General features: G+C 34.4%; 17 protein-coding genes. 15 read left to right on the forward strand and 2 right to left on the reverse strand.

Annotated elements, in window-relative coordinates; all coding sequences use genetic code 11:
• From EV145_RS08375 to EV145_RS08425, 11 genes are all read left to right on the forward strand, one after another.
• Positions 1 to 708 carry an ABC transporter ATP-binding protein gene (locus EV145_RS08375; protein ID WP_133524763.1) on the forward strand — a complete coding sequence of 236 codons (708 nt, stop codon included), beginning with the start codon at positions 1 to 3 and terminating at the stop codon, positions 706 to 708.
• A 64-nt stretch (positions 709 to 772) separates the two neighbouring features.
• The gene (locus tag EV145_RS08380; protein WP_133524764.1) at positions 773 to 1279 is read left to right on the forward strand and encodes a hypothetical protein; all 507 of its coding nucleotides are present in this window, start codon (positions 773 to 775) and stop codon (positions 1277 to 1279) included.
• Between the two features lie 46 nt (positions 1280 to 1325).
• A complete protein-coding gene (locus EV145_RS08385) occupies positions 1326 to 1895 on the forward strand; it encodes a cob(I)yrinic acid a,c-diamide adenosyltransferase (RefSeq protein ID WP_133524765.1) in 570 nt (189 codons plus the stop codon).
• Positions 1896 to 2114: 219 nt separating this feature from the next.
• Positions 2115 to 2336, forward strand: a complete 222-nt coding sequence (locus tag EV145_RS08390; protein WP_007138072.1) for a DUF2795 domain-containing protein — start codon at positions 2115 to 2117, stop codon at positions 2334 to 2336.
• Positions 2337 to 2425: 89 nt separating this feature from the next.
• Entirely contained in the window at positions 2426 to 5767 is a 3342-nt protein-coding gene (secA, locus tag EV145_RS08395; RefSeq protein WP_133524766.1) for a preprotein translocase subunit SecA, read from the forward strand.
• A gap of 284 nt (positions 5768 to 6051) precedes the next feature.
• Positions 6052 to 6396, forward strand: a complete 345-nt coding sequence (locus EV145_RS08400) for a hypothetical protein (protein WP_166638426.1) — start codon at positions 6052 to 6054, stop codon at positions 6394 to 6396.
• A gap of 117 nt (positions 6397 to 6513) precedes the next feature.
• Positions 6514 to 7317: an MbnP family protein gene (locus EV145_RS08405; protein WP_133524768.1), complete on the forward strand. Its 804-nt coding sequence runs from the start codon at positions 6514 to 6516 to the stop codon at positions 7315 to 7317.
• Between the two features lie 158 nt (positions 7318 to 7475).
• On the forward strand, positions 7476 to 8516 hold the full coding sequence (locus tag EV145_RS08410) for a cytochrome-c peroxidase (protein ID WP_133524769.1): 1041 nt from the start codon (positions 7476 to 7478) through the stop codon (positions 8514 to 8516).
• 322 nt (positions 8517 to 8838) lie between these two features.
• Entirely contained in the window at positions 8839 to 9798 is a 960-nt protein-coding gene (locus EV145_RS08415) for a transporter (RefSeq protein WP_133524770.1), read from the forward strand.
• A gap of 167 nt (positions 9799 to 9965) precedes the next feature.
• A complete protein-coding gene (locus tag EV145_RS08420) occupies positions 9966 to 10532 on the forward strand; it encodes a DUF2306 domain-containing protein (RefSeq protein ID WP_133524771.1) in 567 nt (188 codons plus the stop codon).
• Complete coding sequence (locus EV145_RS08425; protein ID WP_133524772.1) at positions 10529 to 11440, forward strand: YARHG domain-containing protein; 912 nt, start codon at positions 10529 to 10531, stop codon at positions 11438 to 11440. Before EV145_RS08420 ends, EV145_RS08425 begins: the two co-directional genes overlap by 4 nt.
• A gap of 185 nt (positions 11441 to 11625) precedes the next feature.
• Here EV145_RS08425 and EV145_RS08430 read toward each other — a convergent pair whose 3' ends face one another.
• Both EV145_RS08430 and EV145_RS08435 read right to left on the reverse strand, forming a co-directional pair.
• On the reverse strand, positions 11626 to 12288 hold the full coding sequence (locus EV145_RS08430) for a TrmH family RNA methyltransferase (RefSeq protein WP_133524773.1): 663 nt from the start codon (positions 12286 to 12288) through the stop codon (positions 11626 to 11628).
• Entirely contained in the window at positions 12281 to 12916 is a 636-nt protein-coding gene (locus EV145_RS08435) for a hypothetical protein (protein ID WP_133524774.1), read from the reverse strand. The genes EV145_RS08430 and EV145_RS08435 overlap by 8 nt, the downstream gene beginning before the upstream one ends.
• A gap of 217 nt (positions 12917 to 13133) precedes the next feature.
• Here EV145_RS08435 and EV145_RS08440 point away from each other — a divergent pair, with 217 nt between their 5' ends.
• The 4 genes from EV145_RS08440 (at position 13134) to EV145_RS08455 (ending at position 19395) form a co-directional block, all read left to right on the forward strand.
• A complete protein-coding gene (locus EV145_RS08440) occupies positions 13134 to 14441 on the forward strand; it encodes a BNR repeat-containing protein (protein ID WP_133524775.1) in 1308 nt (435 codons plus the stop codon).
• Positions 14442 to 14648: 207 nt separating this feature from the next.
• Positions 14649 to 15344, forward strand: a complete 696-nt coding sequence (locus EV145_RS08445; protein WP_133524776.1) for an SIR2 family NAD-dependent protein deacylase — start codon at positions 14649 to 14651, stop codon at positions 15342 to 15344.
• Between the two features lie 214 nt (positions 15345 to 15558).
• Positions 15559 to 16905: an adenylosuccinate lyase gene (purB, locus tag EV145_RS08450; RefSeq protein WP_133524777.1), complete on the forward strand. Its 1347-nt coding sequence runs from the start codon at positions 15559 to 15561 to the stop codon at positions 16903 to 16905.
• 237 nt (positions 16906 to 17142) lie between these two features.
• On the forward strand, positions 17143 to 19395 hold the full coding sequence (locus EV145_RS08455) for a cation:proton antiporter (RefSeq protein WP_133524842.1): 2253 nt from the start codon (positions 17143 to 17145) through the stop codon (positions 19393 to 19395).
• Positions 19396 to 19435 lie beyond the last annotated feature (40 nt).

The raw sequence follows: 19435 nt of genomic DNA on the forward strand, positions 1-19435 counted from the left end.
ATGGCAAATCCATTAATTAAGATAACTGACATAAAGCGAAATTTTGTACTTGGAAATGAAATCGTATATGTTTTAAAAGGAATTAATTTAGAAATAAACAAAGGAGAATATGTTGCATTGATGGGACCTTCTGGATCCGGAAAATCAACTTTGATGAATTTGCTTGGCTGCTTGGACACTCCAACTTCTGGACAATATATTTTAAACGGAAAAGATGTCAGCCAAATGCGTGATGATGAATTGGCTGGGATCAGAAACACTGAAATTGGCTTTGTCTTTCAAACTTTTAATCTTTTACCAAGAACAACAGCTTTAGACAATGTTGCATTGCCAATGATTTACGCCGGATATTCAAAATCTGATAGAAATGCAAGAGCAGTTGAAGTTTTAAAACAAGTAAATCTTGCCGACAGAATGGATCACCAACCGAATCAGCTTTCTGGAGGACAACGCCAGCGTGTTGCCATTGCTCGTGCTTTGGTCAACAAACCTTCAATTATTTTAGCCGATGAGCCGACAGGAAACTTAGACAGTAAAACTTCTGTAGAAATCATGAAGCTTTTTGGAGATATTCATGCACAAGGAAACACAGTTATTCTAGTAACGCACGAAGAAGATATTGCAGCGTATGCACATCGCGTTATTCGCTTACGAGATGGAGTAATTGAAAGTGATACTTCAAAGGAATTGCAATCAAATAAGATTTAGAAAACAAATGCGAATCATAAAATGTTTTGTGCTTATGTTTTTGGTTTTGACATCATGTAAAAATATGTCAAAAAAAGAGTATAATTATCCTGAATTACCTCCCAAACCACCGAGAATAAAAATATTTTGGCTAAACGATAAAACAGCAAACATAAAAATAGACCGTACTCTATCCTATTCTAAAGATATTAAATGTGACTCTGTGCTCGGGGTAAATTACATCGGTTTTTCGGGCGAACATTTTTTTTATCCTATAAATGAAAAAGGAAAATATATAAATACGATTAGTCAAACAAAAAAACTAAATCAGAATCAGATTTCAAGATTAAACAAAATCATTGGAAATAAAAAAACATATAAAAATCCAAACATAGCAGCTTGTTACGAACCAAGACTTGCATTTATATATTTTAAAAACGACACGGTTATTTGCCAAACACAAATTTGTTTGAGCTGTAACCAGCTTCATTCTTCCGCTGCTCTTGCTGATGGAGCTGATGGCAATCTCAATAACGAAGCTGTTAAAAAAATAACCAAACTGCATGACGAACTCGGTTTCAAAGAAAACTAAAAAACTTAGCATCTCAGCACCTTAGAACCTTAGCATCTTAAAAAAAATGAAAGTATATACCAAAACAGGCGACAAAGGCACAACAGCACTTTTTGGAGGCACGCGCGTTCCTAAAGATCATATCAGGATTGACAGTTATGGAACTGTTGATGAATTAAACTCGTATATCGGATTGATCCGTGATCAAGAAATGGATTCCCATTACAAAACCATTTTAATCGAAATTCAGGACCGCCTTTTTACAGTTGGTGCCATTTTGGCAACTCCGCAGGAAAAAGAAGTTCTAAAAAACGGTGAACTTCGTTTAAAAAATCTTGGGATAATTGATTCAGATATAGAATTACTCGAAAACGAAATAGATAAAATGGAAGAAAGTCTTCCGCCAATGACGCATTTTGTTTTACCCGGCGGCCATCCTACTGTGTCACATTGTCATATAGCACGTTGCATTTGCCGTCGCGCAGAGCGTTTGGCAGTACATTTAAGCCATAATGAACACGTTCCTGAAATAGCAATCAAGTACTTAAACCGACTTTCTGACTATCTTTTTGTCTTGGCACGGAAGTTGTCGTCAGACTTAAAAGCGGAGGAAGTGAAATGGATTCCGAGGAAGTAAAACAGTCACAGTTTTCAGTTTTCAAAACGTAAACGAATACCGAAACTGAATACTAAAAATTAGGAAGTAATTAGTTGCAAATCTAAGTCTCGAGACTTAAAACTGCCACTAAAAACGGAGTACTAGTAGGGACGTTCTTAAATTTTATTAAAATAAATCAAAATTTACTTGTCTTTTTCAGTAAAAAATTTATTTTTGCACAAACTAAACAGATAACAGATGTATTGGACATTAGAATTAGCATCTTATTTAAGTGATGCGCCATGGCCTGCTAACAAAGATGAACTTATTGACTACGCTATTAGAGCTGGTGCTCCATTAGAAGTAGTAGAAAACCTTCAGTCAATCGAAGATGAAGGCGAGATATATGAATCAATGGAAGAAATTTGGCCTGATTATCCAACAGACGAAGATTATCTTTGGAATGAGGATGAATATTAAAAAATAAACCAAAGGAAAAAGTCTCATCACAGAGACTTTTTTTTTGGTTCAAATTACAACATTATATAATAAAGAAATACTAATAAATCATGAGTTTCATAAACAGTATTATTAAAGTCTTTGTAGGTGATAAATCACAAAAAGATGTCAAAGCTTTACAACCTTACTTAAACAAAATTAAAACATTCGAAACCAGCTTAATGGCTTTGTCTCACGACGAATTAAGAGCTAGAACCGTTTATTTTAAAGACAGAATAAAAGAAGCCAGAGCTGACAAAGATGCTAAAATTGCTTCGCTTAAAGCAGAAGTAGAAAACATCGAAGACATCGACAAAAGAGAAGACCTTTATGATGCTATAGATGCTCTTGAAAAAGAAGCTTATGAAATCTCTGAAAAAACTTTACTGGAACTTCTTCCAGAAGCGTTTTCTGTAGTAAAAGAAACAGCGCGCCGTTTTAAAGAAAATTCTTTTATCGAAGTTACTGCAACTCCAAAAGACCGCGAATTTTCAGCAACAAAATCATATATCACGATTGACGGTGAAAAATCGATTTGGGCTAACAAATGGAATGCCGCTGGTAAAGATATCACATGGGACATGATTCACTATGATGTTCAGTTGATTGGTGGTATGGTTTTGCACGAAGGTAAAGTTGCCGAAATGCAAACAGGTGAAGGTAAAACTTTAGTTGCTACGCTTCCACTTTACTTAAATGCTTTAACTGGAAATGGTGTTCACTTAGTAACTGTGAATGATTATTTGGCAAAACGTGATAGTACTTGGAAAGCACCATTATTCGAATTCCACGGTTTATCTGTTGATTGTATCGATAATCACCAACCGAGTACAGAACAAAGAAAAAAAGCTTACGATGCTGATATCACTTACGGAACCAACAACGAATTTGGTTTTGACTACTTAAGAGATAATATGGCACACTCGCCAAGCGATTTAGTTCAAAGAAAACACAATTATGCAATTGTCGACGAGGTCGATTCTGTATTAATTGATGATGCTAGAACACCGCTTATTATTTCAGGACCAGTTCCTCAAGGAGATCGTCATGAATTTAATGAATTGAAACCAAAAATTGAAAACTTAGTTGCACAACAACGTCAGTTAGCAAATGGTTTCTTGGCAGAAGCTAAAAAATTAATCAAAGAAGGAAATACTAAAGAAGGTGGATTCTTATTATTAAGAGCTTACAGAAGTTTACCTAAAAATAAAGCATTAATTAAATTTTTAAGTGAAGAAGGAATCAAACAATTGCTTCAAAAAACTGAAAATCAATACATGCAGGATAATAATCGCGAAATGCACAAAGTTGACGAAGCTTTATATTTTGTGATTGAAGAAAAAAACAATCAGGTAGAATTGACTGACAATGGTATTCAATATTTATCTGGAGATACTGATGCAGACTTCTTCGTTTTACCAGACATTGGAACAGAAATCGCTGCAATCGAAAAACAAAAATTAGATAAAGATTCTGAAGCAGAAGCTAAAGAAAGATTATTTCAAGATTTTGGAGTAAAAAGCGAGCGTATCCACACTTTGACACAGCTTTTAAAAGCGTATGCTCTTTTTGAAAAAGATGTAGAATACGTTATCATGGACAACAAAATTATGATTGTCGATGAGCAAACAGGTCGTATCATGGACGGTCGTCGTTATTCTGACGGTTTACACCAAGCGATCGAAGCTAAAGAAAATGTAAAAATCGAAGCTGCGACACAAACTTTTGCAACAGTTACATTACAGAATTATTTCAGAATGTACAGCAAATTAGGAGGTATGACAGGTACAGCGGTTACAGAAGCTGGAGAGTTATGGCAGATTTATAAATTAGATGTCGTTGAAATTCCAACTAACCGTGGCATTTCAAGAATTGACAAAGAAGATTATATCTATAAAACTACACGTGAGAAATTCAATGCTGTTATTGAAGACGTTACTGAATTATCAAAAGCTGGAAGACCTGTATTGATTGGAACAACTTCTGTAGAGATTTCAGAATTATTAAGCCGTATGCTTAAAATGAGAGGAATCACACACAATGTATTGAATGCTAAAATGCACAAGCAAGAGGCACAAATCGTTGAAGAAGCTGGTAAAGCAGGAGTTGTAACTATTGCAACAAACATGGCTGGTCGTGGTACTGATATTAAATTATCTCCAGAAGTAAAAGCTGCAGGAGGTTTAGCAATCGTTGGTACAGAACGTCATGATTCACGTCGTGTTGACAGACAGTTGCGTGGTCGTTCTGGTCGTCAGGGAGATCCAGGAAGTTCTCAATTTTATGTTTCTCTTGAAGACAACTTAATGCGTTTATTTGGTTCTGAAAGAGTTGCTAAAGTTATGGACAGAATGGGACTACAGGAAGGTGAAGTTATTCAGCATTCTATGATGACTAAATCTATCGAACGTGCTCAGAAAAAAGTAGAAGAAAACAACTTTGGTGTTCGTAAGCGTTTATTAGAATATGATGACGTAATGAACTCGCAACGTGAAGTAGTTTACAAACGTCGTCGTCACGCATTATTTGGTGAGCGTTTGAAACTGGATATCGCTAATATGCTTTATGATACTTGCGAATTAATCGTAAGCAATACTAAAATAGCTAATGACTTTAAAGGATTCGAATTTGATTTAATTCGTTATTTCGGAATCACTTCTCCTATTTCTGAAGCAGATTTTGTAAAATTAACTGATATTGAAGTTACAGGAAAAATATATAAAGAAGCATTAGCTTTCTATACAGAAAAAACAGAAAGAAGCGCAAGAGAAGCTTTCCCAATTATTAAAGGTGTTTTTGAAGAACCAAATAATCATTTTGAAAGAATCGTAGTTCCTTTTACAGATGGAATCAAGACTTTAAATGTAGTAACAGATTTGAAAAAAGCATATGAAAGCCAAGGAGCTCAACTAATTGCTGATTTCGAGAAAAACATCACACTTTCTATTGTTGACGAAGCTTGGAAAAAGCACTTACGTAAAATGGACGAATTGAAACAATCTGTTCAATTAGCTGTTCACGAACAAAAAGATCCATTGCTTATTTACAAATTAGAAGCTTTCAATTTGTTTAGAGGAATGTTAGACAACGTTAACAAAGAAGTTATTTCATTCTTATTCAAAGGTGATTTGCCTGCTCAAAACGTTCCTGAAATTCACGAAGCAAGAGAAGTTCGTCAAGCAGAAAACTTTAAATTAAGCAAAGACGAAATTCCAAACAGCGAAGAAATTAACCGTGAAGCTGGAGAAACACAACAACGTCAGGTTACAGAAACGATTGTAAGAGATATGCCAAAAATCAACCGTAATGATACCGTTACTATACAGGAAGTTGCAACAGGCAAAACTGAAGAAATGAAATTCAAAAAAGCAGAAACGCTATTAGCTTCAGGAGCTTGGGTTTTGGTTAAATAATATTTTTTTTAGTATTAGTCGAAGTTTTCAGTTTTCAGACTAGTACTTAAATTTCATATCAAACCCGACAGGTTTCTAAAACCTGTCGGGTTTGTCTATTTAAAAAGTTTCCAGTTTCCACAGACTCAAAACTGAGACTGAGACCGCCACCGGGACTGGGACTAGAAAACTTTTTTCTGTTAAATGATCAAAATCATAATAATTAAAAATAATAAAATGTATTTTTGCAATCGAAACAACGAAATCAACTCTTGAAGAAGTTTTTTATCATATTACTTTCTTGTATGCTATTAGTGCCATCTTTTGGCAATTTCTTTGTTTATGCATCTTTCAAAATAAATCAAGAAGAAATTTCAAAAACAATTTGTGTGCAGCGCAAACAGGTTTTTAACAATTGTAATGGTCGATGCGAACTTCAAAAAAGTCTGAAAAAATACGCTGATAACGAAAAGAAAATGGACAACAACCTGAAAGAAAAATCAGAAATTGTCTACATTCAAAATACAATTACCGCTCAATATAATTTAATTGCACCAATCGAATCTAAAACAGAAAACTTTGCTGCTTTAGACAAAAAGCCTATTTCGGTTTCGAATGCTGCATTCCACCCGCCTTCCCTATTTATATAATTTTTTAAATACGATTTCAATTTTCTAATTGAAATCAATTTTCATTGTTTAAAAATCAATGAGAACGTGTCTGTACACATCCAAAAATTTAAAATCAAATTATATAAAATTCATAAAATGAAAAATACTTTTTACAAAGCCTTAGCTCTTGTAGCACTATCTATATCTTTATTTTCTTGTTCAAACGACGACAACAGCAATGACGTTTCTGGAAGCGGAAAACTTGTTTTAGAATTCGACAATGCATATGGAGCTAATGATCTTATTCTAAATACTCAAGGAAACACAACTTCAAACAATGAAGTTTTAAAAGTGAGCTTGATTAAATATATTGTAAGCAATGTGGTTCTGACAAAAGCTGACGGAACTACTTTCGTTTACCCAAAAAGCAAAAGTTATTTTATTGCTGATGAAAGTTCTGCAGACGGTCATGAATTCGAACTTACCGACATTCCTGCTGGAGATTACGTAAAAGTAAAATTCGGGATTGGAGTTGATGAAGACCAATGGAAATTAGGAGCTGCTGGACAAGGAGATTTTCTTGCAAAAGCCGACGCTGCCGGAATGATGTGGTCTTGGGCTGCAGGATATAAATTCCTTGCTTTCGAAGGCACTTTTACTTCGCCAACTGTTACTGCTGCAACACCTTTTATGATTCACACTGGTAAAACAGGAACAGACTACAACTATACTGAAGTTACACTTGATATGCCAACAAAAGCATTGGTTCGCACAACAATTACTCCTGAAGTTCACCTAATTACAGATCTTTCAAAAATCATTGACGGTAAAAACAAAATTAAACTTTCTGACAACAACATGGGCGGCATGGGCGCGATGATCATGGGCGGTACTAATTTGCCGTTAATTACTCAAAACATCGTTGCAATGTTTAGAGTAGATCACGTACACAACGACTAAATTAATTTTCTGGAGCACAAGAGTCAAGGTTCCACAGACGTGACGTCCCGTTATCCGCTGTATCTTTTGTGTCTCGTTTTTTGGAACGAGACACAAAAGGATGCCACTTCTACCGGGGCTAAACGAGAACTTTTGTACTTCTAACAAAACAAAAAATCATGTTGAAAATTAAATATTTTCTTTGGCTGATAATCCCATTATTATGGAGTTGTACAGATCAAGATGACGAATATATAAATGTTCCATTAGAATTTAAAGTCCCGTCAAACTTTCCTGATTTAGCCTATAATATTGCATTGAATCCGCCAACAGAAAAAGGATTTGAATTAGGGAAAAAGCTTTTTTATGACGGACGTTTAGCGTCAGACGGAGTAGTTTCTTGTGGCTTTTGCCATATTCAAGCCAATGCTTTTACGCATCACGGGCATACTGTGAGCCATGGCGTCGATAATGCTCAAGGCACACGTAATACGCCATCAATTCAAAATTTGGCTTATCAAACTGTATTTATGTACGACGGAGCGGCAGATCATTTAGACTTACAGCCACTAATTCCGCTTAAGAGTGTTATCGAAATGAATGGCGATTTAAATGCCATTCTAAAGATGATGAAAGCCGACAAAGACTACCAAAAATTATTTGGTCAAGCTTTTGAAGATGGCGCCATCACAACCGAAAACATGCTGAAAGCACTTTCGCAGTTTATGGTTATGGTCGTTTCATCAAATTCTAAGTTTGACAAATACAGAAGAAACGAAACTGGTGGAACATTCACTTCTGATGAATTGGCAGGTTACGATTTATTCAAATCTAAATGCGCTTCTTGTCACGCCACAGATTTGCAGACAGACAATTCATTTAGAAATAATGGCTTGGCTGTAAATCCCATGGTAAATGATGTGGGCCGTTATAAAGTAACTGAATTGGCCAGCGATTATTACAAATTCAAGGTACCAAGTTTAAGAAATGTAGAAGTTTCTGCTCCGTATATGCATGATGGCAGATTTGGAACTCTCGAAGGCGTTCTAGATCATTATGCCAGCGGAATTGAAGATTCTCCAACACTTGATCCGATTTTGAAGCAGAATGGAAAATTCGGGATTTCGCTTTCTGAAAATGATAAAAAACAAATCATAGCATTCTTAAAAACGTTGACTGATAATCAATATTTAACGGATAAACGTTTCTCGGAATATTAAAAAAATATTTTGCCACAGATTGAAAAGATAAACATCGATTAAAGACAATTGAAAATCCTTGAAACCTGTGTCTAAAATTTACAACACAAAGCATGTCCGTAGAGACGCACTGCAGTGCGTCTAAAGTTTTGTGGATAACCTTTCTGTAGACGCACTGCTGCGCGCCTCTACGATAAAAAATGTAATAAATCAGGATTAATAATCTTATGAAAACAGGTGCCTTAGCCCTGATAGTAGTGAAAATCCTTTTGTGTCTCGTTCCAAAAAACGAGACATAAAAGATTGCAACGAATAGCGGGATTAGCTCCTAAAAATAATTAAAATGAAAAAAATAATAGTAGTTTGTACTTTTTTGGTTGGATTTTCAGCCTTTAGTTTCACGGTAAAAGACAGTATTTCGGCATTCACTTTTCAGCGTTTGGCCATGATGGAAGATTTTGACTGCGATGCCTGCGGATGCTCTGCAAGTGGCGGAAGTATGGGATTTAGTTCGATGTTGAACAATAATTTTGTAGGACTTCGTTATTTCAAACAGAGTTACACAAGCCGTGATGGAATTTTTGCCAATTCGCCATGGATTGACGAAAATTTCAACACGATTCAGGCTTGGTCAAGAATTCCGATAACAGAGAAAATCCAGATTTCAGCTTTAGTTCCGTATCATTTTCATGAAAGAGAACTGACTACCGGAACTCAAAGTATTGAAGGCTTGGGAGATATTACAATTATGGGACTTTATACCATTTATGAAACTAAAAAAGACAGTACGTTTTTTACACACAAACTGAATCTTGGCTGTGGAGTTAAAATGCCAACTGGAAAATTTAAAGAGATTAATAATTTAGGAACTATCAACCAGAGTTTTCAGTTGGGAACTGGAAGCTGGGATTTTCCCCTAGTTACTGAATATGTTATAAAGCATAAAAATTTGGGTTTAAACACAACTTTAAATTACATTTTTAAAACAGAAAACAGTAAAAATTATCAGTATGGCGATCAATTTAATTATGCCGGAACATTCTTTTATTTATTTGATGCCAACAAATTTCAGATTGTTCCGCAAGCGGGTCTTGCTGGAGAAGTTTATCAAACTAACAAACAACATAATCTTGATTTGCCTAATACTGCTGGAGATATTTTATTTGGAAAATTTGGCGTTGAAGCCGGAAAAGATAAGTTTTCGATTGGTGTAAATGCAATGTTGCCCATTACTCAAAATTTATCAAGCGGTAATATGGAAGCCAATTATAGATGGAGTATCAACTTAAATTATACTTTGTAAAAAACTATTTGCAAAACAAATAAGCTTATAAAAAAATCCCTCTTTACTATCGTAGCGAGGGATTTTTCTTATATTTGAAACCGCATAAATTTCAGACCCTGCAATTGATAAAAAAATCATTTTTACCTTTTATTTGGATTACCATTTTTAGCTATTTTTTCATTTTAATGATTAAGCTGACTTGGCAATACATTCCATTTCGCAGTGATGTCGCTTTTCTTCAAATAAAACAAACAGAGGTTACACAAATCCCCTTTTACATTACTTTTTTTTACTTACATGTCTATTCGGCTATCTTTGTTTTGCTTGCCGGATTCACTCAGTTTAATTCAGGTCTATTAAAGAAAAAGCCGGTTATTCATAGAAATATCGGGAAATTATATGTATTTACTGTATTGTTTTTAAGCGCTCCTTCCGGTTTATTTATTGGCATTTTTGCTAATGGAGGTTTTTATTCAAAAGTCTCCTTTGTCACCTTATCTGTTTTATGGTTTTATTTTACATTGAAAGGTTTTTTAACCATTAAAAATAAAAACATTACGCTTCATAAAGCTTTTATGCTTCGAAGTTTTGCCTTAACATTTTCAGCAATAACTTTACGCTTTTGGAAGGTTATTCTTGTATATTTGTTTCAGCCTTCGCCAATGGATGTCTATCAGATCATTGCTTGGATTGGCTGGATTCCGAATTTATTAATCATTGAATATTATCTTTTTAATCAATCTAAAAAATGAAAAAACTCTTTTGTTTCCTATTAGTTGTATTATTATTTTCTTGTAACTCAAAAGAGAAAGAAAGTCCAAAAAACACAAAGCTTTTAGCCGAAAACAAAGAAATAAGAACCTACTTATACGGATCGTATGTGGGATATTTTATGATTGAAGAGCGAGATACTACAAGACCTGCTGTTGAGAATGTAAACACAATTAATATTTTAATTAAGAAAATTACAGAATCAGAAGTAATTGGTCAAAGAATTATAGACGGAAAAAGCAGACCAATTAAAGGTTCCATGAAAAAAACAGGGAATACCTTTTATTTTACCCTTAAAGAACCTGGCGATGATAAAAATGATGGCGTCTTTACTTTTGAAATACAAAAAGACACGTTACTAAAAGGAACTTGGCAAGCAAACGATCCCAAAAAAGAAGTGACAAAAAGAAAATTTACGCTTACAAAAAGAGAATTTAAATATGACCCAAATGCTATGCTTCCGCAAGGAGATTTGTACATTGATTATGTAAATCCTAAAGCGCAGGAACAGGCAGAAAATCAGGTTGAAAAAATCGAAAACGACACAATCGATGAGTATGAAGGTGAAGATGAATCCAGCGGTGCACTTTTTAGAGCCGCATCAGATGTTATTTTTACAATTAATTCTTCAACAACAAAACTGAAAGAAAGTCAATTAAAGAATTTAAAGAAACTGGATTTAGAAATTCTGAGAAATACCATATTTGCCCGACATGGTTATGCTTTTAAATCGGAAACCATTCGACAATTTTTTGATTTTGTTTATTGGTATGTTCCAATTTCAGAAAATGTTGACAATCAATTGACCGAAACAGAAAAACAAAACATAGCAATATTAAAACGTTTTGAGAAATACGCTACAGATAATTACGATACTTTTGGAAGGTAATTTTTTTTTAAAGTTTCTAAGATTCTGAGGTGCTAAGATTCTAAGATTTCTCCAAACATTGTTTTATAAAAAAAACTCAGCTAGACCTACTGCAGTGTGTCTAGCTGAGTTTTTTTTGATGCTTAACAACTTAGCATCTCAGCATCTCATCATCTTAGAATCTTAGAATCTTAGAAGCAAAAACTTTATCTCGGATTCTCCTCGTAATATCTTGCTTCAATTCGTTTAATATCTTTAATTGAATTTCTTGCCCACGACAAGCGTTTTTCCAGAATTTCTTCTTCTGACAATTGCCATTTGATATCAGAATTTCGCAATCTGTTTGTCAGGTTTTGAATTATGATTGCAGCGGAAACAGAAATATTCAAACTTTCTGTAAAACCTACCATTGGGATTTTCAAGAAACCATCGGCGTTTTCCATAATTTCTTCTGACAAGCCGTCTCTTTCTGTTCCGAAGAACAAAGCACTTGGTTTTGTAATATCGAAATCTTCCAGCAAACAATCATTTTCATGAGGCGTCGTTGCAATAATCTGATAGCCTTGTTCTTTTAAAGTAGAAACGCATTTTGTAATAGAATCATATTGATTGATATCAACCCATTTTTGAGCACCCATTGCAATTTCCTTATCGATTTTTTTTCCGTAACGTTGTTCAATCACATTCAATTCCTGGATTCCAAATACCTCACAACTACGCATTACGGCACTTGTATTATGCATTTGAAAAACGTCTTCGACCGCAATAGTAAAATGCTTTGTACGATTGCCTAATACATTTAAAAATCTTTCTTTACGATTGTCGGTTAATATATTTTCAAGAAAAGCCAGGTAATCTAAATCAATCATTATTTATTTTTTTATTATCAAGTATATTTTTAATTACATTATATAAAACCAAAGTATTCCAATCCTTTTTATAGGAATAGCCACGATTAAAGTCTAAAGGATTTTTACTAGAATAAATCGACACATAAGAACTGTATTTTCTAAGCGCAACATCTTCCCACGGAATCAATTTTTTCTCTTGTTTTAAAAGTCTCGATACAAAAATAACTACTCCTTCGGGATTTATATTGACTTCTCCAATATAAAAAGATTCTCCTGCTTCAAATTCTTTAATAAAAGAATAAACTTGCTTCGTAAAATACAAATCCCATATGGCATTAACTATTTCTACGTAAAGCTCATGAGATTTATACTTCTTAATTCCAAAATAACTTTTAAACTTTATGTCTAGAATTTCATTGTCAAAATTCTTTACCAATATTTGATATTCTCGTCCAAAAACAATTCGATATTGATATAAAGTCGTACCGAAACAAAACTCTTTAATTTCATCAGTTTTAAAAGATGTAAAACCATTATTTCTTAGATCTTTATCTTCGAATTTAATAAAATCGGCATGAAGATGAAGTTCTCTTTCATAATTGTCTAATAAACTTCTTTTAATATTTAATTGTCGTTCCGCTTCCAAGTTAATATTGTTTAGTATCGGCTAAAATAAGTATTAGTTTGAATATTTTATAATTTGATAATCTCTGAATGTGAATTAAATTCGTTCTCTTAGCAATCTTAAACTGGTATGGTTTAAACTGTCATTATGCTTTAATCGGTTATTTTTACCAGCTCAGGAAATAAATTAAAAACATTTTCTGTTTCTTATTAACTACTATCAAAAAACCAACCTTTTAATGAAACCGCATTTTTACAAAATTTTACTAATTATAGCGCTGAGTCTATTTTCATGCGCAACAAAACATAATGTCGAAATTCCTGTTGGCTATGGCTGGAGCAGCAATTCTGTCAATACGGTCAAGTTTAGAAAAAACGCCTTGACCACTTTCAAAAATTTTCAGTTTTTAGCTTATTACGATAATGATGGTTATGTGATTTTAGGCAAAAGAAAATTAAAATCCACAAACTGGGAACTCGTAAAAACTCCTTTTACAGGAAATATAAAAGATGCCCACAACACTATTAGTATTGCTGTTGACGGAGAAGGATTTTTACATCTAAGCTGGGATCATCATGACACCAAACTTCGATATGCAAAAAGCAAATTGCCTTTAAGTTTAGATTTAGGAAAAGAAGAATCGATGACAGGAAATGCCGAGCAAAAAGTAACCTATCCTGAATTTCATAATTTGCCAAATGGAAACCTGTTGTTCTTTTACCGCTCTGGCGCTTCGGGAAGAGGAAATATGATTATTAATTCTTATTCAGTAAAAGACAAAAAATGGTCACAGCTCCAAAGCAATTTATTAAATGGCGAAGATCAAAGAAGCGCTTATTGGCAGGCTAAAGTAGATAAAAAAGGTACTGTACACCTTTCATGGACATGGAGAGAAAGCTGGGATGTTTCTACCAATCATGATATTTGTTATGCCCGTTCAGAAGATGGCGGTCTGACCTGGAAGAAATCAAACGGAGAAAAATACAGTTTGCCTATAACTGTTGCTACAGCAGAAATTGCATGGAAAATCCCAGAAAAATCAAGTTTGATTAATCAGACTTCGATGACCGCTGATGAAAATGGGAATCCCTACATTGCCAACTATTGGAACGAAAACAACATTCCGCAGTTCCAGATTGTGTATTTGGAAAATGGCGTTTGGAAAAAAACAAATACAGCATTCAGAAAAACCTCTTTTTCTTTAGGAGGCGGAGGCACAAAGAAAATTCCGATTTCAAGACCTGATTTGGTAATTCAAGAAAAAGGTAAAATCCGCAGTTTATATCTTCTTTTTAGAGACAGCGAAAGAGAAAATAAGGTTTCAATGGTCTACACCAATTTAAGCAATAACACAGCATGGAAAGTTATCGATTTAACCACAGCATCGATAGGTGAATGGGAACCGAATTATGATATCTCGCTTTGGGAAAAACAAAAAAAACTTCATATCTTTCTTCAAAATGTGAATCAGGTTGACGGCGAAGGTCTGGCAAAATCAGAACCGACAATGGTAAGGGTTTTAGAAATGAATAATTTGCCTCAATAATAAAACAATTCAATGTGCGCAATTAATTCCAACACATAGAAACATAGATTTATGGCACTCAAAAAAGGCGTTTCACTTATTCAAAATGAACATAGCTGGCTATGTTAGAGAAACATGTTTCTTTTTGCTCTCTTTTTTACAAATAAAATCTATGTTTCTATGTGTTAAATAAAAATACGCAACGAATAATAATACAATATTAGAAAAATGAAAAAGAAACTTGTCGTTTTAACCGGTGCTGGAATTAGTGCTGAAAGCGGTATAAAAACCTTTCGTGACAGCGACGGCTTATGGGAAGGCCACGATGTTATGGAAGTTGCAACTCCGGAAGGCTGGCATAAAAATCAAGAATTAGTTCTGGATTTTTACAACAAAAGACGTCAGCAGCTAAAAGAAGTAAAACCCAATTTAGGTCAAATTATTTTAGCCGAATTAGAAAAAGATTTTGATGTTTATATTATTACTCAAAATGTTGACGATTTACATGAACGCGCCGGAAGTACCAACGTTTTGCATTTGCATGGCGAATTACTAAAAGTGAGAAGCGTACAAAATAAAAATCTGATTTTAGATTGGACTGAAGATTTAAATACGGGCGATTTTGATGCAAACGGCCATCAATTGAGGCCACATATTGTTTGGTTTGGCGAAGAAGTTCCAGCATTAGAAGAAGCCATCGACATTACAGAAACGGCAGATTATTTTGCTGTAATTGGCACTTCATTGCAAGTTTATCCGGCTGCGGGCTTGATTGCTTATGCTCCAAGCACAACTCCTGTTTTTTATATTGATCCAAAACCAATTGCGATTCCGAATATTCGAAATAAAGTCGAAACGATTGCCAAATTTGCATCAGAAGGTGTTGCCGATTTAAGAGAAAAATTAAAATCGATTTATAAATAGAATTTATTGAACACAATCATTGAAGACAAATTTCACAAATTAGCACGAATCTTTTGAGTTAGCTATCAAGCAGCAAAGAAAAATCCGTGTTAATTCGTGAAATTTGTGTTTTGTCCTCTTTTTTTCCCTTTTAAAATGTATTCAATTGACTTTCTGATTACTTTAAATCCGCAAATTCTGTTTATATTTGCACCTTTCGAAAAACAACATAACAATGACTACTCTAAACGAATTGAATGCTATATCGCCAATTGATGGAAGATATAGAAATAAAACTCAAAATTTAGCACCTTTTTTCTCTGAAGAAGCTTTAATAAAATACCGTGTTTTGGTTGAAGTGGAATACTTCATTGCTTTATGCGAAATTCCATTGCCACAACTTTCTGGTGTAAATTCAGATTTATTCGACAGCTTAAGAAATATCTATAAAAATTTCTCTACTGAAGATGCGCTTTGGATTAAAGAAACTGAAAAAGTAACCAACCACGATGTAAAAGCGGTTGAATACTTTATTAAAGACGCTTTTGAAAAATTAGGCTTATCACAATACAAAGAGTTCATTCACTTCGGATTAACATCTCAAGACATCAATAATACTGCTATTCCGCTTTCTACAAAAGAAGCTTTTGAGCAGGTTTATATGCCTTCACTAATTTCTTTGATTTCTAAATTGAAAGAATTAAGTGTAGAATGGAAAGATATTCCAATGTTGGCGCGCACGCACGGACAGCCGGCTTCTCCTACTCGTTTAGGAAAAGAAATTTTGGTTTTTGTTGAGCGTTTAGAAGAGCAGATGCGTTTGTTGTTCAACATTCCGTTTGCAGCTAAATTTGGCGGTGCAACTGGAAATTTCAATGCGCATCATGTAGCGTATCCACAAATTGACTGGAAACAATTCGGAACTAAATTTGTTGAAACTGATTTAGGTTTACACCATTCTTTTCCAACAACACAAATTGAGCATTACGATCATTTTGCTGCCTTTTTTGATGGTTTAAAAAGAATCAACAATATCATTATCGATTTAGACCGTGATATCTGGACGTATGTTTCAATGGATTATTTTAAACAAAAAATCAAAGCAGGAGAAATTGGTTCATCGGCAATGCCACATAAAGTTAATCCAATTGATTTTGAAAATTCTGAAGGAAACTTAGGAATTGCAAATGCTATTTTTGAGCATTTAGCGGCCAAATTGCCAATTTCAAGATTACAGCGTGATTTAACTGACAGTACTGTTTTAAGAAATATTGGTGTTCCAGTTGGACACACCATCATTGCTTTTGAAGCAACTTTAAAAGGTTTAAATAAATTGCTTTTGAACGAAGGCAAATTTGCTGAAGATTTAGAGAGAAACTGGGCAGTTGTTGCAGAGGCTATTCAAACTATTTTGCGTCGTGAAGCATATCCAAATCCTTATGAAGCCTTAAAAGGTTTGACAAGAACAAATGAAGCTATTGATAAAAACGCAATTCATAATTTTATTGCGACTTTAGAAGTTTCTGATGCCGTAAGAGCTGAATTAATGCAAATAACTCCTAGCAATTACACAGGAATTTAAAGAAATCCTAAAATATTTTCCCAAAAAAAGCTATCTTTATCGAGATAGCTTTTTTTATTTAACCCGGAGTCATTAGCCCAGATTGAAATGAAAAGCCTTTTGTGAAAAAAGCCATATTTTTTTGCAGGTACAGAGCGACCAGCGGAAGCTCCTGGAACTGCTTAAAAAATAGGCATTTTGAACAAAAGCTTGAAATGGAAAGCTGGATCAGCTCCTGAAAAAAATACCACTTTTTATATGATTGCCTTAAACGCCGCTGCCGAAACTACACACCACTTACAACCTTTAATCAGTGACTTGGGATTAATCCTGATGACTGCCGGAATTGCTGTGCTCCTATTTAAAAAAATGAAACAGCCGTTAGTTTTAGGGTATCTGATTGCAGGATTTTTGGCCGGAAACCATTTCGATTTTTTTCCTTCCATAACCGATATGAAAAGTGTTGAAGTCTGGGCCGAAATTGGGGTTATATTTTTGCTTTTCAGTTTAGGGCTCGAATTCAGCTTTAAAAAACTGATGAAAGTTGGAGGCACTTCGTCCGTCACCGCCATCACCCAGATTATATTTATGACTTTGATTGGTTATTTAGTTGGCCAATGGATGGGCTGGGGAAAAATGGACAGTATTTTTCTTGGCGCGACCCTTTCAATTTCTTCCACAACTATTATTATTCGGGCTTTTGATGAATTGGGCGTAAAGGGAAAAAAGTTCGTTGGAATTGTATTTGGCGCATTAATTGTCGAAGATATTGTTGCCATTTTAATGCTTGTTTTATTGTCAACAATTGCGGTTAGCGATCAAATTTCTGGGACAGCATTATTGCAGTCTGTTTTAAAATTAGTATTCTTTTTGATCATTTGGTTTTTAGGCGGGATTTTTATTATTCCTACTCTTCTAAAAAAAGCAAAGCATTTATTAAGTGACGAAATGTTGCTTATAATTTCGCTTGCATTGTGTTTAATGATGGTAATGTTTGCTGCTAATGTTGGTTTTTCGCCTGCACTAGGCGCTTTTATAATGGGCTCTATTATTGCCGAAACGACTCAGGCGGAAAAAATTGAGCATTTGATTAAGCCTGTAAAAGATTTATTTGGAGCTGTTTTCTTTGTATCTGTCGGAATGTTGATCAATCCAGTAACTTTAGTTGATTTTGCTCTTCCGGTGTTAATTATCACCTTGGTAACTATTTTTGGAAAAGCACTAAGTTCTGCAACAGGAGCTTTATTGTCTGGACAACCGTTGAAACAATCTGTACAAACTGGAATGAGTTTAGCGCAAATTGGGGAATTCTCTTTTATTATTGCAACGCTCGGAATGACGCTGAAAGTTACAAGTGACTTTTTATATCCAATAATCGTGGCGGTTTCAGCAGTTACAACATTTACAACTCCGTTTTTAATTAAATATTCTGAATCTTTTGCTTTATTTCTAGAACAGAAAATGCCTAAAAGATGGGTCAAAAACATTAACCGTTACAGCTTGAACGCGCAGGCAATTAAATCTGTTAGCACTTGGCAAATTGTTTTGAGAGCATCAATCACACAAATTATACTGCATACCATAATTATTACGGCGATAATTTTGTTATCATCAAAATTTGTTGCGCCTTTAGTAGCCGATACCCGATTTGGAAACACACTAGCCGCTTTAATAACCTTAGTGATAATCGCACCTTTTTTATGGGCACTTTCGCTGCGTAGAGTAAAAGTTGATGAAGTCGAAGTTTTATGGGAAGAACGTAAATATCGTGGTGCCCTTTTAATGCTGATTTTAATTAGAATGAGCCTTGGTTTATTTTTCGTTGGATTTTTATTGAATATTTTCTTCTCGCCTTTAGTAGCTTTTGTCGCTTTGATCATTGCCATTGGAGCGTACCAGATTTTCCCGAAAAAATTAAACGAACAATATCATAAAATTGAAAATCACTTTCTGAAAAACCTGAACGATCGCGAGAACAAAAAAATCGACAGACGCTACGCTAATTTAATGCCGTGGGACGGTCACATGTCGTTTTTTGATATTGGAAAAGAATCAAACTTGGCAGGTAAAACGCTTGAAGAACTAAAAATTCGCGAACAGCTCGGGATTAATATTGCCGAAATAAAAAGAGGCGATATTACCATTCCTATTCCAACTAAAAACGAACGTTTGTTTCCGGGTGACGAAATTTGCGTAATTGGTACCGATGCTCAGGTAACCGAATTTGCCAAATATTTAGATCAAAATGAAATTGAACCCTCTACTGCAGTTGAACAATCTGATATTGTATTGCGTCAGTTAGAGGTTTCTCAAGAAGAATTTATTCAAAAAAGTATTGGTCAATTTAGAGGAAAAACCGGCGGTCTGGTCGTTGGAATTGAACGAAACGGAAACCGAATCTTAAATCCTGAATCTAATATTATTTTGGGTAAAAATGATATTATCTGGGTTGTAGGAGACAGAAAAAAAATGAATGAGTTAACGAAAGGAACTAAGGTTCTAAGAGGCTAAGATTCTAAGGTTTTCTAGCTTTGTCAATATAATTATTCAG

The organism is Flavobacterium sp. 245 (genome assembly GCF_004362055.1).
GTDB lineage: Bacteria > Bacteroidota > Bacteroidia > Flavobacteriales > Flavobacteriaceae > Flavobacterium.